Genomic DNA, 15,461 nt, shown 5'->3' on the forward strand with positions numbered 1-15,461 from the left:
CGCCCGACCCTAGGCACGTCACCGCCGTCCGACCGCTCCGACCTGCCGGGACCGGGACCGACCGGTACCCGAGTGGCGGGTCGCGGGGGACGGCGGGAAGGCGGGGCGACAAGGAAGGCGGGACGGCATGGAGGCCGAACGCCGGTTCTCTCAGGTGTCCGGCGTCAGGTCCGCCCACACCTGCTTGCCGCCGCTGACCGGGACCGTCCCCCAGGCCGCCGAGACCGCCTCCACCAGGAGGATGCCGCGTCCGCCGGTGGCCTCCCAGCCGATGCTGGTGGGTTTGACGGGACTGCGGGGCGAGGCGTCGGCGACGGCGAGCCGCAGCCGGTGGTTGACCAGGCTGAGGTCCAGGCGGACCTGGCCGCCGGTGTGGACGAGGGCGTTCGTGACCAGTTCGGAGACGACCAGGAGGGCCGCGTCCAGCGTGTCCGGGGACACGTCCCAGGAACGCAGGGTGCGCCGGGTGAAGCGGCGGGCGTGCCGCGCGGCCTCCGGCACCCGCCACACCGTCCAGCTCTCGCGCAGCGCGCGTACGGCCATGCCGTCGTAGCGCATCAGCAGCAGGGCGATGTCGTCGGCGCGGTGGGCGCCGGTGAGCAGGGCGTCGGCGACCAGACCGAGGTGGCCGGGGTCGGCGGCGGCGAGTTCGCGGGCGAGCCGGTCCATGCCGTCGTCGATGTCGGCGTCGGGGGACTCGACCAGGCCGTCGGTGGTGAGCGCGAGGACGGTGCCGGGCTGGAGCCGGAGCGGGGTCATCGGGAACTCGGCCTGGAAGAGCACGCCGAGGGGTGGGCCGCCCTCGGCCCGGACGATCTCGGCGGAGCCGTCCGGGTGCCGCAGCACGGGCTGCACATGGCCGGCGCGCACGCACAGGGCGGTGCCCTGCTCCATGTCGACGTCGACGTAGGCGCAGGTGGCGAAGAGGTCGGTCTCCATCTCCAGCAGCAGCCGGTTGGCGTGCGCGACGACGACGTCCGGCGGGTGGCCCTCGGCGGCGTAGGCGCGCAGGGCGGTGCGCATCTGGCCCATCAGGGTGGCGGCGCCCGCGTTGTGGCCCTGTACGTCGCCGATGACGAAGGCCACGTGGTTGTCGGTCAGCGGGATGACGTCGTACCAGTCGCCGCCGACCTCCAGCCCCGAGACGGTGGGCAGGTAGCGGGCGACGGCGACCGCGCCGGGCAGCCGGGGCAGGCGGCGCGGCAGCAGGGTCCGCTGGAGCATGCCGACGAGTTCGTGTTCGGCGTCGAAGGCGTGCGCGCGCACCAGGGCCTGTCCCGTCAGACCGGCGCAGGCGGTGAGCAGGGCACGCTCGTCGGGACCGAAGGGGCGCGGCCGGTCCCAGCCGATCAGGCAGGCGCCGGCCATGCGGCCGCCGGCGGGCAGCGGCAGCACCGCGAGGCCCCCGGGTCCGACGCCGGCGAGGGCGGGCTCCAGCGGGGAGCCGGCCGGCCAGATCCGGGCGCGGCCCTCGTTCAGCGCGGCGGCGAGGGTCGGCATGGCGCGCACCGGCGCGTCGGGCCATTCGGTGCGCCATTCGGTGCGCCACAGCTCGGGCCATGCCTCGGGCTCGGGCGGGTCGAGGACGGTGACGACGAGGCGGTCGTTCTCCAGTTCCGCCAGAGCGATGCGGTCGGCGTGGAGAGGCCGGCGCAGGGCGGCGACGACGGCGTGGCCCACGTCCTTGACGGTGCCGGCGGTGGCGAGCGCGGCGGCCAGCCGCTGCACGCGGGCGACGTCGGTGACCTCGGAGCGCAGGGTGGAGGTGTCCGCGACGGTGCCGACCAGGCGCGCCGGGCGGCCGTCCCCGCCGGACAGCATCCGCCCGCGCAGCCGGAGCCACTTGGGCGGGCCGGAGGGCTGCAGGACGCGGAACTCCAGCTCACGTTCGCCGAGGGACATGTGGTCGGCCTCGACCACCGACATCAGCGCGGGCAGGTCCTCGGGCACGGTGAGCCCGAGGAGGGTCTCCACCCTGCCGTCGAAGGCCCCCCGTCCGATCCCGAACAGCCGCAGGATGCCGTCGCCGACCTCGACCCGGCCGGAGTCCATGGCCAGGGCGAACGCGTCGTCGGACAGCTCGCCGTCCTCGGGCGCCGGGGTGCTGCCCGGTGCGGGCAGGACGACCGCCCCGGCGATCACCTCCAGACAGGTCCGGTCGTCGGTGCCGAAGCCGCCGGGCTGTTCGCTGACGGCGACCAGGCAGCCGTCGGCCGGCCCGAGCGGCAGGACGGCCAGGGAGAAGTCCGGTGACGGGGTACGGCGCGCCTCGGGGGTGTCGGCCAGCTCCTGCGGGCCGAGCCACACCGGCCGCCCGGTGCGGTGGGCCGTGCAGACCGGTGAGCCGCTCGTCACCTGATAGCCGTCCCGCAGGCCGAACAGCGTGCGCGGCAGGCCCGCCGACTCGGCCAGGTACAGCCCCGCCGGATCGCCGCCGGGCACGTACACCCCGACGAACGCCGCTCCGCCCAGGACGAGACCCTGTTCGAGGACGCGGCGCAGCCGGTCGGGCGACGACGGCACCGCGGTGAGCGCGTCGAGGGCACGTTCGGCACGCTCGGCTCTCGTTCTGCGTACCGCAGCACCCTCACTCGCCACGTCCGCCATTACAGCGCTTATGAGCCGCCCGCGCAGCCCCTGTGAACGGACCGTGTACGACGGATTCCGATTCGCGGGACTCCGACCGAACAGATCCCCGTCGTCCGAACACATCCCCGCGACCCGAACATACCCTCGCCGCCCGAACACGTCCCCGCCGTCCGAACACATCCCCGACCCCCGAACATGTCCCCGCCGCCGCGTGGTGGCGCTCGCTCGCCGTCAGGTGGTGACGCTCGCCGTCCCGTGGTGGCGCTCGCCGTCAGGTGGTGGCGCTCGCCGTGCGCCGGGGCACGGCAGGGGGGAGCCTTGATCCCTGGACGGGAGGAGGTGGTGGTCGCGTGACCGACGAGCCGGCGCCCGCGCAGGCACCGGCGGCCGCGAGGGCTCCGGTCGGCGGGCCGATGCTCTCGCTCGCCCTGGCCTCGATGATGGAGGAGGTGCACGCGCTCTCCGGCGCGCTGTATCTGCTGCGGCCCGACGCGCAGATGATGGACATGGCGGTGAAGGCCGGCCTGCCCCGGGCGTTCGTGGCGCCCTGGGAGCGGGTCTCGGTGAACGCGCCGCTCCCGGTCGCGCAGGCGGTGCGCGAACGCCGGCTGGTGTGGGTGGGCGGCGAGGAGGAGATGGCCCGCCGGTTCCCGCGGATCGCGGTGGTGCTGCCTTATCCGTTCGCGCTGGCCGCGCTGCCGGTGGCGACAGAGGGCACCGTGTACGGCGCCGTGTTCGTGACCTGGCCCGGCTCGCATCCGCGGGAGCTGTCCGACGCGGAACGCGAGCAACTGACGGCGGGCTGCGCACGGCTGGCCCTGGGGATGGAGCGGGCCGCCGCGGCGAACCAGCCGCTCGAACCCGAGCCCGACCTGTTGGGGCCGCCGGAGGCCGAGAGGCCGGACACGCTGGGGGCCGTGGAGGCGATGCGGCTGGTCACCCGGCTGCCGTACGGGCTGGTGTCGCTGGACCTGAACGGCCGGATCGGCTTCGCCAACGCGGAGGCCGCCGAGCTGTTCGGCCGGCCCGTCAGGGAGCTCCTGGGCATGGTGCCCTGGGTGTCGGTGCCGTGGCTGAACGACCCGATGTACGAGGACCGTTACCGGGCCGCACTGCTCAGCCAGCAGGCGACCTCCTTCGTGGCGCTGCGTCCGCCCGGGGACTGGCTGTCGTTCCGTCTGTTTCCGAGCACGACCGGGCTGACCATGCGCATCAGCCGGATCCGGGCGATGGCGGAGATGGCACCGGGTCCGGGTCCGGGAACGGGAACGGAACCCTCCCCGGTGCGGCTGGTGACCATCTCCCAGTTGCTGAACCTCGCCGGGGCGCTGACCGAGGCGGTGGAGGTGCGGGACGTGATCCAGTTGGTCGCGGACCAGGTCGTCCCGATGGTCGGCGGCAAGGCGCTGGTGGTCCTGGGCACCCGGGGCGGACGGCTGCACGTGCTGGGGCACCGCGGCTATCCGGACCCGGACCTCGTGGAGCGGTTCGACGGGATGCCGCTGAGCGAGCACACCCCGGGCACGCAGGCCCTGAACACCGGGGTGCCGGCGTTCTTCGGCTCGCGGGCGGAGCTGGAGCATCTGTATCCCGCGCGGCGCGAGACCCCGGCCGGGTTCGCGGCCTGGGCGTATCTGCCGCTGATCGCGTCGGGGCGGCCGGTGGGCACCTGCATCCTGGCCTACGACGAACCGCGCGACTTCACCACCGACGAGCGGGCCGTCCTCGCCAGCCTCGCCGGCCTGATCGCGCTGGCCCTGGAACGGGCCATGCTGTACGACTCCAAGAACCGGCTGGCGCACGCCCTCCAGGCGTCGCTGCTGCCGCACTCGCTGGCCCGGCTGCCCGGTATCGAGGCCGCCGCGCGCTATCTGCCGGCCATGCAGGGCATGGAGATCGGCGGCGACTTCTACGACCTGGTGCCGGCGCGGCCGTTGCCGGCCGCGGTGATCGGTGACGTCCAGGGGCACAACGTGACGGCGGCGGCCCTGATGGGGCAGATCCGGACGGGGGTACGGGCGTACACCACGGTGGGGCAGGGGCCGCAGCAGGTGATGCGCAGCACCAACCGGCTGCTCATCGACCTCGGCTCCGAACTGTTCGCCAGCTGCCTGTACCTGCGGCTCGACCCGGCGCGCGGGACGGCCGTCATGGCGCGTGCGGGGCATCCGCCGCCCCTGCTGCGGCGCCCGGACGGGCGGGTGCGGGTGCTGGACCTGGCCGGAGGCCCGCTGCTCGGGGTCGACGCGGCGGCCCGGTACCCGACGACCGAGGTGTCCCTCGCCCCCGGCTCCGTCCTCGCCCTCTACACGGACGGTCTCGTGGAGTCCTCCCATGTGGACATCGAGGACTCCCTCGCCGAACTCGGGGAGGTGCTCGCCGAGTACGGGACGCGTCCGCTGACCGACCTCGCCGACGCCCTTCTCCGGCACAGCGCGGCGGCACGGGAACGGGCCGACGACGTGGCCCTGTTGTTGCTGCGGGCCCAGGCCGACAGCTGAGCCGCACGTACGCACCGGGGTCCGTGTACGGCTGATCGGCCATGCTCCGCGTGTCGTGCCGTCGTCGTGGGAACAATCGCCCACATGACGCTGACGACCGTCGAAGCAGACAAGATCCTCTCCGCCAACTTCGCCCCTTGGGTCCTCGATCTCGGCCTGTCGGTGGTGGAGCTGGGCAAGGATCGCGCGGTGCTGCGTCTGCCCTGGTCGGACCGGCTGGCCCGGGAGGGCGGCGGCCTGTCGGGGCAGGCTCTGATGGCAGCCGCGGACACGGCGACGGTGATCGCGGTGTCGGCCGCGCGGGGCGGCTTCGTGCCGATGACGACCGTCCAGCAGTCGACGTCCTTCCAGCGGCCGGTCACCGACGCGGATGTCCTGATCGAGGCGGTCCAGACCAAGCTGGGCCGAAGGACGGCGTTCGCCGACATCACGCTGAGCGACGCCGGTTCGGGCGCGCTCGCGGCCCGCGCGAGCACGGTCTACGCGATCCTCGGCTGACACGTTCGGCAACTGATCGACAGCGGTCCGTTCCCGACGTGTAAAGGAATCCCCACTTCAGGGAATCTGCACATCGAATACCCGAGCGGGTCACCGCTGCCCGCACTTCTGCACAATCGCGCGCCCCGCCGCACTCCTTTGGCGCGGAGTGCCGGATTCGCCGCCAGGCGGGCAAGAGGCGGTGTGCACCGATGCCGTGTGCCATGTGAAGGAGTCGCCGACATGGCGTGCGCGCGCCTGCACGGATGGTCTGCTCCGCGCGTCAAGTTGCCTGGTGAGAGAGCTGGTTGATTGGAAGCGGGCGCCGCGTGCGTGCTTTGATCCATCGCACCGCGGGGCGCCCCGGGCTTCCGTGCCACGGATGCTCGGCGCCCACGGTGGCGGCCGTCCGTCTGTCTCCGGAGGGGGCCGCTCCCCCTTGTGAAATATCCATACGAAGGGAAGTTCCACCATGAACTCCACCCCCCAGGTCGAGACCGTCGAGATCTCGGACGCCGAGCTGGACAACGTCTCCGGCGGTCTGTCCGTGAACGCCCTCAACACCGCGACCGGTGCCCTCAACGGCATCGCCCCGGTCGCCGGCGTGCTCGACACGGTCGTCGGCACGGTCGAGGGTGTCACCGGCCTGAACACCGCGCCGGTCACCGGCCTGGTCGCCGGTCTCTGATCGCACCTCGGTGTCACCGAAGTCCCGGAGCCGTCCCGCGGCTCCGGGACTCTCGGATGCCCGAAACATGCCGTGACGTCGTCTCTCCTCGGGTGAGGGAAGTTCCGTGCAGTTCCGCCAACAGGCCCTCGCCAAGCTCCAGTCACCGGAAGAGCTGGACCTTCCGGTGCGTCTGGCACGCCCGCAGGGCTGGCTCGCGCTGGGTGTCACCGTCGTCGTGATGGCGGCGGCCTCCGTGTGGGCGGTGACCGGTTCGGTCGCCTCCACGGTCAGCGCGCAGGCCATCCTCACGCACGGGCAGGGCAGTTATCTGCTGCAGAGTCCCGTGGCCGGGCAGGTGACGGCCGTGCTCGCCGGGCAGGGCGACCGGCTGCCCGCGAACGCCCCCGTCCTGAAGGTCCGGACGGCGCAGGGCGACCAGGTGATCCGGACGGTCGCCGCGGGCCGCGTCACCGCGCTCGCCGCCACCATCGGGCAGATCATCCGGACCGGCGCGAACGTCGCCGCCGTGGAGAAGGTCGCCCACGCCTCCGACCCGCTGTACGCGACCGTGTACGTCCCCGCCGAGAACGCCGCCGCCATCCCGGCGCACGCCGCCGTGGACCTGACGGTGTCCTCCGTACCGACACAGACGTACGGCGTGCTGCGCGGGCATGTGAAGTCGGTGGACCGCACCGCCCAGTCCGCCCAGTCGATCGCCGCGTTCCTCGGCGACAGCCAGCTCGGCGAGCAGTTCACCGGCAAGGGCCGGCCGGTTGCCGTCCTGGTGTCGCTGGACACGTCGTCGGCGACGAAGAGCGGCTACCGCTGGTCGTCCGCCGACGGACCGCCGTTCCCGCTCGACTCCATGACCCTGGCCGCCGGATCGATCCGGCTGGCCGACCAGCGTCCCGTCGATTGGCTGCTCCCGTGACCGTCTCGACCGGGGGCACCCAGGAGAACCGGGGCCGCCGACGTGCCGCACCGGCCCGGCGCCCCGTCCCCAAGTCCCGCCGCGGCACGGTCCGTACCCCCACCGTGCTCCAGATGGAGGCCGTCGAGTGCGGCGCCGCCTCCCTCTCGATGGTGCTCGGCCACTACGGCCGTCACGTGCCGCTGGAGGAGCTGCGCATCGCCTGCGGTGTCTCCCGCGACGGCTCGCGCGCGAGCAACCTGCTGAAGGCGGCCCGCGGTTACGGCCTGACCGCCAAGGGCATGCAGATGGACCTGGCCGCCCTCGCCGACGTGCGGGCACCGGCCGTCCTCTTCTGGGAGTTCAACCACTACGTCGTCTACGACGGCATGGGCCGCCGCTTCGGCCGGCGCGGGGTGTACATCAACGACCCCGCCAAGGGCCGCCGGTTCGTGCCCATGGAGGAGTTCGACGGCAGCTTCACCGGTGTCGTGCTGGTGCTGGAGCCGGGCGACGGCTTCACCAGGGGCGGGCGCAGGACGGGCGTGCTCGGTGCGATGCCGGCCCGGCTGCGCGGCACCGCGGGCACCCTGCCCGCCGCGATCCTCGCCAGCCTGCTGCTGGTCCTGGTGGGCGCGGCGCTGCCCGCGCTCAGCCGGACCTACATCGACATGTTCCTCATCGGCGGCCAGACCTCGCTGCTCGGCGTGCTGTTCGCCTCGATGGCGACCTGTGTGCTGCTCACCCTGGTGCTGACCTGGCTCCAGCAGGCCAATCTCCTGCACGGCCGGATCATCTCCTCCACCCTCTCCAGCGCCCGCTTCCTGCGCCATCTGCTGCGGCTGCCGGTGACCTTCTTCTCCCAGCGCTCCCCCGCCGACCTGGTGCAGCGGCTCCAGTCCAACGACCAGGTCGCCGAGACCCTGGCCCGCGACCTCGCGGCGGCGGGCGTGGACGCGATCGTCGTCGTGCTGTACGCGGTGCTGCTGTACACCTACGACCCGCAGCTGACGTTCCTCGGCATCGGCGTGGCCCTGCTGAACGTGGTGGCCATGCGGCTGGTGATCCGGTTGCGCGCGACGCGGACGGCGAAGCTGCGCGCGGACACGGCGCGGCTGACGAACACCTCGTACACCGGTCTGCAGCTCATCGAGACGATGAAGGCGACCGGCGGCGAGGACGGTTACTTCCGCAAGTGGGCCGGGCAGCACGCCACCACGCTGGAGGAGCAGCAGCGGCTCGGGGTGCCGAGCGCCTGGCTGGGGGTGGTCGCACCGACGCTCGCCACGTTCAACAGCGCGCTGATCCTGTGGATCGGCGGCATGCGGGCCGTAGAGGGGCACATCTCGGTGGGTCTGCTGGTCGCCTTCCAGGCGCTGGTCACCCGCTTCACGGCCCCGCTGACCCGGCTCAACGGCGTGGCGGGCCGCATCCAGGACTTCGCGGCCGACGTGGCACGGCTGAAGGACGTGGAGAACTTCCAGGCCGACCCGCTGTACGCCCGCGCCGGCCGGGGCGAGTCCACGCGCCGGCTGCACGGGCATGTGGAGCTGGAGAACGTCACCTTCGGCTACAGCCCGCTGGACCAGCCGCTGCTGACCGGGTTCGACCTGACGGTGGGCCCCGGGCAGCAGGTGGCGCTGGTGGGCGGCTCGGGCAGCGGCAAGTCCACGGTGTCCCGGCTGATCTCGGGTCTGTACGCGCCGTGGGACGGGGTGATCCGTATCGACGGCCGCCGCCTGGACGACATCCCGCGCGGCGCGCTCGCCGCGTCCGTCTCCTTCGTCGACCAGGACGTGTTCCTCTTCGAGGGCTCGGTGCGCGACAACGTGGCCCTGTGGGACCCGTCGATCCCCGACGACGCGGTGGTCGAGGCACTGCGGGACGCGGCCCTGTACGACGTGGTGATGCGCCGGCCCGGCGGCATCCGCAGCAGGGTCGAGCAGGACGGCCGCAACTTCTCCGGCGGACAGCGCCAGCGGCTGGAGATCGCGCGGGCGCTGGTGCGCCGGCCGAGCATCCTCGTCCTGGACGAGGTGACCAGCGCGCTGGACGCGGAGACCGAGCTGGTCGTGATGGACAACCTGCGCCGGCGCGGCTGCGCCTGCGTGGTGATCGCCCACCGGCTGAGCACCGTCCGCGACAGCGACGAGATCGTCGTGCTCCAGCACGGCACGGTCGTCGAACGCGGGCGGCACGAGGAGCTGGTGGCGCACGGCGGCGCGTACGCGGCGCTGGTCAGGGAGCGGTGAGATGACGACGGTTCAGGAAGGGTACGAGGGCGCCGACGGCGACCTCGTCCTCGGCGCCCTCGGAGCGCTGGGCACGCGGGTCGACTGCGCCGGCTTCAACCGGCTGGACCTGGAGGGTCCGCAGGTGCTGTGGCTGGTCGCGGCCGGCGCCCTCGACCTGTTCGCGGTGGACGCGGCCCAGCAGGGCCACTGGCACCACCTCGGCCGGCTGGAGGCGGGCGCGCTGCTGCTCGGCCCGGTCGCCGGGCCCCAGCACACCCTGGTGGCCCGCCCGGTCCGCGACTGCGTCGTGCACCGCGTCAACCTGCGCGAGCTGTACCAGACGGCCGACACCCAGACCTGGTCGTACGACGAGTACGGCAACGCGCAGTACGTGCCGCCGACCACGAGCCCGCTGGAGTACGCGCTCGCGCTGGGCGTCGGCCGCGGCCTGTCCGTGCTGTTCCAGGCGCCGATGGCCGAGGACCGGACCACCGCGCCGAGCGATGACGACGTGTTCTGGATGCAGGTGCCGCCGGGCAGCGTGCGGTATGGCTCGCTGTACGGCGCGGAGGCGGCGGCCGACCTGCTGATGGACCCGGCGTTGTGGCAGAGCATGGTCGACCAGGAGTACCGGCTGCTGACCGCGCTGGACCGCTGGATCGAGCAGCTGGAGCGCACGCACGAGACGCGGACGGCGGCCGGGATCAAGGCCGGTGAGGCGGTCCGCGCCCAGGCCGACCGGACGCTGCTGGCCTCCATCGGCAAGCGCTCGGCCCGCCGGGCGACGGCGGCCGACGCCGATGCCGGGTACGCGGTGTGCAAGCTGGTCGCCGAGGCGGCCGGGATCACCCTCGCCGAGCCCGCGCAGAGCGGCACCGAGAGCGAGCGGCTCGATCCGGTGGAGCGGGTGGCGCTGGCCTCGCGGGTGCGCACCCGCGGGGTACGTCTTGACGGGCACTGGTGGCGGGAGAACGTGGGCCCGCTGGTCGGGCACCGGGCGCTGTCCGGGGCGCCGGTGGCGCTGCTGTGGCGGCGCGGCGGCTATGTGGCCGTGCACGCGGGAACCGGACGCGAGACGCCGATCGAGAAGGCGAACGCGGAGGAGTTCGAGCCGCGCGCGGTGATGTTCTACCGGCCGCTGCCCGAGCGCCGGCTGACCCCGTTCGGGCTGCTGCGGTTCAGTCTGCGCGGTACCCGGGGCGATGTGGTCAACCTGATGCTCGCCGGTCTGGTGACGGTGGTGATCGGCGCGCTGGTGCCGATCGCCACGGGCAAGGTGCTCGGCGAGTACGTGCCGAAGGCGCAGACCGGTCTGATCGTCCAGGTCTGTCTGGCGGTGATGATCAGCGGCGTGGTGTCGGCGGTGTTCACACTGTTGGAGAACCTGACCATCCTGCGCCTTGAGGGCCGTATCGAGGCGGCGCTCCAGCCGGCCGTCTGGGACCGGCTGCTGCGCCTGCCCACCCGGTTCTTCACACAGCGTCCGACCGGTGAACTGGCCAGTGCCGCCATGGGCATCAGCGCGATCCGCCGGCTGCTGGCGGGCGTCGGCCCGGTGGTCGCCCAGTCGGTGACGATCGGCGCGATGAACGTCGCCCTGCTGCTGTGGTACAGCGTGCCGCTGGCGCTGGCGGCGATGGGGATGCTCGTCGTCATCGCCGCCGTCTTCCTGGGGCTCGGGCTGTGGCAGGTGCGCTGGCAGCGCCGGCTCGTGGTGCTCGGCAACAAGCTGAACAACCAGGCCTTCCAGACCCTGCGGGGCCTGCCCAAGCTGCGGGTGGCGGCGGCGGAGAACTACGCGTACGCCGCCTGGGCCAAGGAGTTCGCGCGCAGCCGTGAACTCCAGCAGAAGGTCGGCCGGATCAAGAACCTCACCTCGGTGCTGGGCGCGGTCTATCTGCCGGTGTGCACGCTGGTGATGTTCATGCTGCTGGCCGGACCCGCGAAGGGCGCGATGTCGGCGGCGGCGTTCCTCACCTTCAACACCGCGGTGACGATGGTGCTGACCGCGGTCACCCAGCTCACCGGCTCGTTCGTCTCGGCCGTGGCCGCGCTGCCGCTGTTCGAGGAGATCCAGCCGGTCCTGGAGGCCACCCCGGAGGTCCGAACGGCCAGCACCCGCCCGGGACCGCTGTCGGGCGCGATCGAGGCCCGGCGCCTGTCCTTCCGGTACTCCGACGACGGTCCCCTCGTCCTGGACGACGTGTCCTTCGCGGTCCGGCCGGGCGAGTTCGTGGCGGTCGTCGGCCCCAGCGGCTGCGGCAAGTCCACACTGCTGCGCCTGCTCATCGGCTTCGACAAGCCGGTCTCGGGCAGTGTCCTGTACGACGGCCAGGACCTGGCGGCCCTCGACCAGTCGGCGGTGCGCCGCCAGTGCGGGGTGGTGCTCCAGCACGCGCAGCCCTTCACCGGGTCCATCCTGGACGTCATCTGCGGCGCCGAGCCGTACACGCCGGAGGAGGCGATGGCCGCGGCCGAACTGGCGGGCCTCGCCGAGGACATCAAGCGCATGCCGATGGGCCTGCACACCATCGTCGCGGGCAACGGCGCGATCTCCGGCGGGCAGCGCCAGCGCCTGATGATCGCGCAGGCGCTCATCAGGCGGCCACGGATCCTGTTCTTCGACGAGGCGACCAGCGCCCTGGACAACGACACCCAGCGCACGGTCATCGAGAGCACCCGCAAGCTGAACACCACCCGGATCGTCATCGCCCACCGCCTGTCCACGGTGCTGGACGCGGACCGGGTGATCGTGATGGAGGACGGCAAGGTCATCCAGCAGGGCTCGCCCGCCGAACTGCTCTCCGACACCGGCGGGCGGCTGCACGAACTGGTGCGCCGGCAGATGACCTGAGGCCGGGCCGTCCGCAGGGCTGGATGGTGGCGCGGGTCACGTCGCCGTCGTAGTGGGCGAGGACCCGGTGGTCCATGACCCGGCGCCACAGCGGCGGGACGTGGGCGAGCGGCATCATCCCCGCGTAGCCGGTGGGGAGTTGGGGCGCGTCCTCGAAGTGACGCCCGGCCGGGCCCGGCCACGACAGGCATCGCCCGCCGCTCAGTCCAAGCCAGGCACCGCCCGCCGCGCTGTCGCTGCTCAACACCACCTTCACCAACCCCCGTGAGCGGGCACGCGCGTTCAGCGTGCACGGCGCCATCGCCGGGGCCGGCGGCGCGGTGGGTCTGCTGCTCGGCGGTGTGCTGACCGACGCGCTCGACTGGCGCTGGACCCTCTACGTGAACGTGGCCATCGCGGTCGTCGCCTTCATCGGCGGCTGGGTCCTGCTGAGCAACCACCGGGACGCGGTGAACGCCAAGCTGGACGTGCCGGGCACGGTCCTGGTCGCCGCGGGTCTCTTCTCCCTCGTGTACGGCTTCTCCAACGCCGAGACCCACCACTGGAGTTCGCCGCTGACCTGGGGCTTCCTGATCGCGGGCGGTGTGCTGCTGGCGGCGTTCGTCTGGTGGCAGGGCCGGACCACCCACCCGCTGCTGCCGCTGCGGATCCTGCTGGACCGCAACCGCGGCGCTTCCTTCGTCACGGTGCTCATCACCGGCGCGGGTCTGTTCGGCGTGTTCCTCTTCCTGACCTACTACCTTCAGCTCAACCTCGGCTTCAGCCCGACGAAGACGGGTGTCGCCTTCCTGCCGATGGTCGGCGCGCTGATGGTCACCGCACAGGTCGGCACCACGGTGCTGATCCCGCGGATCGGCCCCAAGACGGTCATCCCGCTGGGCTTCGCGATCGCCACGGCCGGCATGGCCTGGCTGACCGGCATCGGCCTCGGCTCGCACTACGCGAGCGCCGTGCTGCCGCAGCTGATCGTGATCGGTGTCGGCCTCGGTCTGGTCATACCGCCCGCCATGCAGCTGGCCACCGGAGGGGTCGCCGCCGAGGACGCGGGTGTCGCCTCGGCGACCGTCAACGCCATGCAGCAGGTGGGTGGTTCGATCGGTACGGCCCTGCTGAACACGCTCGCCGCGAGCGCCGCCACCGACTACCTGTCGCACCGCAACCCGGCCGACAAGCTGGTCCGGGCCCAGGCGACGATCGAGAGCTACACCACCGCCTTCTGGTGGTCGGCCGGCTTCTTCGCCGCCGGCACGGTCCTCGCGTTCCTGCTCTACCGGCGCGGCCTGCCGGAGCGTAATCCCGAGGGGGCACCGGTCGTCCACATGTGACGACCGCCTTCGCTCCGCCGAGCCGCGGCGCGGAGCCATCCGGTCCGAGGGGCCGCCGTCAGCAGGGAGACGGCGGCCCCTCCGCGCTGTCACGGCGTCGGTGTGCGCAAGGCGTCGGCGGCGGTGGGCACCGCCGGGAGCCCGGAGGGAGCCGACCGGCCTTCCCGCTCCGGACCGGTCGTCGGTCCCGTCGTGAACGGTTGTTTTTCGCCGCTCCCCGGAAGGCCCCCCACGGGCCTGTCCGGGGAGCGGCTGTGCCACCGGGAGCCGGCGGGGGCCCCACTCCGCCCGCCTGTCCCGGTGCGAGATCGCTGGTTCCCCGCTGCGGGGGCCGCTACTCCCCAGTCGCGAACCTCATCCGGCGTCACGGGGACCGCGCGATCCCGGTCCTAGAACGCGAAGACGCCGCTGTTCAGCGCGTCCTTCACGCAGGTGTTGCCGAAGGTGTGCTCGTACGAGACGCGCCGGCCCTGCCAGACGCCCTGGACGGTGACGACGACGGGGTCGTACAGCTTGGTGCACCAGACGTCTTCGCGTGTCGTGAGGGACCCGAAGTCACCGTCGACGCCGCGCAGTTCGGCGCAGGCGAGGGCCGCGGCCGGATGGGTGCCGGAGGCCGTCGGGGCGCAGTTCAGGGTGACGGCGCGCTCCGGGGTCGCGGTGGCCCCGTCGGCGCCGTGGCCGGTGGTGAGCACCAGCGCCGAGGGGGCGTAGAGCGACGGCGCGGCAGAGTCCGGCACGACGCTGGCCGGCACGGCGGTGTCCGGCACGGCGGTGTCCGGCACGGCGACGGCGGCCCCGGTCAGGGGTCCGCAGACGGCGGCGGCCGTGAGGCCGAGGGTCGCTGCCCAGCGCGCGGTGGTCCGCATGGTGTGCATCCTTCCGCTCAAGAGGACGGGCGCTCGCTCCGGTCAGGTCGATGCCGGAACGGCGAGCGTCACTCTGCCGAGTCCGGCCACGAAACACACATCGCACCCGCGCGTTTCAGTAACCTTGCGTATTGAATCAGTGGCGTGAAGTCACGGAACGCGGCCACGTCGACCGCACAACTGAGCGGTTCTTGATCGTGAGAAGCGGCCAGTTGGCCGGAAATCACCTGCTGGTTAATAGGCCTGAAACATTCCGACCCTGCTCCTGCTCCGCTCCTGGCGAACCTCTTCACGACCTCTCCACGACTCCTTGCGTTCATGAAGACACGCGAGTAATCCTCATTACATGATGACGACCGAGCAGAAGGAGAAGCTGCGCGGCTGGTTCACCGGCCGGCTGCCCGACGATCTCTTCGAGGAACTGGTCGAGGTGACCCCCGACCGCGAGGAGATCACCGTGATCGGCCGCATCCCCGAGCCCCGGTTCGCCGAGGACGTCTCGGACGCCGAGCGGGATGCCGCCGTACACGCCCGCGTCCAGGAGTTCCGGGAGCGCACCCGCGAGGCCCGGATGGAGGTGGCCCGCGAGGCCGAGCACCGCTTCCGCCGCAAGGTGTCCTGGGGTGTGGTGTGCGGCACCGAACGCGCCCTGTTCACCCATGTCGCGGCGCCGGTGATGACCCGGCTGCGGCAGCCCGAGCGGCAGGTCCTGGACACCCTCATCGCCGGGGGCGTCGCGCGCAGCCGGAGCGACGCGCTCGCCTGGTGCGTGCGACTGGTCCAGCGTCACACCGACGACTGGCTCACCGAACTGCGCGAGTCCCTCGAACACGTCCAGCGGGTACGGGCGCAGGGACCGGACGGCGAGGAAACGGGCGACTCCCCCGACGACACCCGCGAGCGCGAGGACGACCGCGACGGCGACGGCGAGACCGGGTGACACATCCTGCGGCCTGAATGCCGTCCGCGATCGACGCGGTCTGCACAATCCCCGTCACCTGCCCGTATCGTCGGCCCGCAGCGCACCGCGGC

At 72.5% G+C, this 15,461-nt stretch carries 9 protein-coding genes and 1 pseudogene; 8 read left to right on the plus strand and 2 right to left on the minus strand.

What is annotated here, in order from left to right; all coding sequences use genetic code 11:
- Nucleotides 1–150: 150 nt before the first annotated feature.
- The gene (locus ACGFYV_RS03395; RefSeq protein WP_393876632.1) at nucleotides 151–2,607 is read right to left on the minus strand and encodes a SpoIIE family protein phosphatase; all 2,457 of its coding nucleotides are present in this window, start codon (nucleotides 2,605–2,607) and stop codon (nucleotides 151–153) included.
- Between the two features lie 395 nt (nucleotides 2,608–3,002).
- On the opposite strand from ACGFYV_RS03395, the gene ACGFYV_RS03400 reads away from it, so the two are divergent.
- The 7 genes and pseudogenes from ACGFYV_RS03400 to ACGFYV_RS03430 form a co-directional block, all read left to right on the plus strand.
- Entirely contained in the window at nucleotides 3,003–5,090 is a 2,088-nt protein-coding gene (locus ACGFYV_RS03400) for a SpoIIE family protein phosphatase (RefSeq protein WP_393876740.1), read from the plus strand.
- 84 nt (nucleotides 5,091–5,174) lie between these two features.
- Nucleotides 5,175–5,588: a PaaI family thioesterase gene (locus ACGFYV_RS03405; protein WP_393876633.1), complete on the plus strand. Its 414-nt coding sequence runs from the start codon at nucleotides 5,175–5,177 to the stop codon at nucleotides 5,586–5,588.
- 451 nt (nucleotides 5,589–6,039) lie between these two features.
- A complete protein-coding gene (locus tag ACGFYV_RS03410) occupies nucleotides 6,040–6,255 on the plus strand; it encodes a type A2 lantipeptide (RefSeq protein ID WP_393876634.1) in 216 nt (71 codons plus the stop codon).
- A gap of 106 nt (nucleotides 6,256–6,361) precedes the next feature.
- Entirely contained in the window at nucleotides 6,362–7,168 is an 807-nt protein-coding gene (locus ACGFYV_RS03415; protein WP_393876635.1) for an HlyD family efflux transporter periplasmic adaptor subunit, read from the plus strand.
- The gene (locus ACGFYV_RS03420) at nucleotides 7,165–9,399 is read left to right on the plus strand and encodes an NHLP family bacteriocin export ABC transporter peptidase/permease/ATPase subunit (protein WP_393876636.1); all 2,235 of its coding nucleotides are present in this window, start codon (nucleotides 7,165–7,167) and stop codon (nucleotides 9,397–9,399) included. Before ACGFYV_RS03415 ends, ACGFYV_RS03420 begins: the two co-directional genes overlap by 4 nt.
- A 1-nt stretch (nucleotide 9,400) precedes the next feature.
- Nucleotides 9,401–12,235, plus strand: a complete 2,835-nt coding sequence (locus ACGFYV_RS03425) for an NHLP bacteriocin export ABC transporter permease/ATPase subunit (RefSeq protein ID WP_393876637.1) — start codon at nucleotides 9,401–9,403, stop codon at nucleotides 12,233–12,235.
- Between the two features lie 221 nt (nucleotides 12,236–12,456).
- Nucleotides 12,457–13,560, plus strand: a pseudogene (locus ACGFYV_RS03430) (MFS transporter); the annotation flags it as partial.
- 389 nt (nucleotides 13,561–13,949) lie between these two features.
- On the opposite strand, the gene ACGFYV_RS03435 reads toward ACGFYV_RS03430, so the two are convergent.
- A complete protein-coding gene (locus ACGFYV_RS03435) occupies nucleotides 13,950–14,429 on the minus strand; it encodes a subtilase-type protease inhibitor (RefSeq protein WP_393876638.1) in 480 nt (159 codons plus the stop codon).
- A 346-nt stretch (nucleotides 14,430–14,775) separates the two neighbouring features.
- Between ACGFYV_RS03435 and ACGFYV_RS03440 the strand changes: the two genes are divergently transcribed.
- A complete protein-coding gene (locus ACGFYV_RS03440) occupies nucleotides 14,776–15,369 on the plus strand; it encodes a hypothetical protein (RefSeq protein ID WP_393876639.1) in 594 nt (197 codons plus the stop codon).
- Nucleotides 15,370–15,461: the final 92 nt, after the last annotated feature.

Source organism: Streptomyces sp. NPDC048297 (assembly GCF_043201585.1).
Lineage (GTDB): Bacteria > Actinomycetota > Actinomycetes > Streptomycetales > Streptomycetaceae > Streptomyces.

Bases quoted from the DNA above. Each gene is read 5' to 3' on its own strand.
- ACGFYV_RS03395 (WP_393876632.1), bottom strand. From the start codon at position 2,607: ATGGCGGACGTGGCGAGTGAGGGTGCTGCGGTACGCAGAACGAGAGCC.
- ACGFYV_RS03400 (WP_393876740.1), top strand. From the start codon at position 3,003: ATGCTCTCGCTCGCCCTGGCCTCGATGATGGAGGAGGTGCACGCGCTC.
- ACGFYV_RS03405 (WP_393876633.1), top strand. From the start codon at position 5,175: ATGACGCTGACGACCGTCGAAGCAGACAAGATCCTCTCCGCCAACTTC.
- ACGFYV_RS03410 (WP_393876634.1), top strand. From the start codon at position 6,040: ATGAACTCCACCCCCCAGGTCGAGACCGTCGAGATCTCGGACGCCGAG.
- ACGFYV_RS03425 (WP_393876637.1), top strand. From the start codon at position 9,401: ATGACGACGGTTCAGGAAGGGTACGAGGGCGCCGACGGCGACCTCGTC.
- ACGFYV_RS03435 (WP_393876638.1), bottom strand. From the start codon at position 14,429: ATGCGGACCACCGCGCGCTGGGCAGCGACCCTCGGCCTCACGGCCGCC.
- ACGFYV_RS03440 (WP_393876639.1), top strand. From the start codon at position 14,776: ATGATGACGACCGAGCAGAAGGAGAAGCTGCGCGGCTGGTTCACCGGC.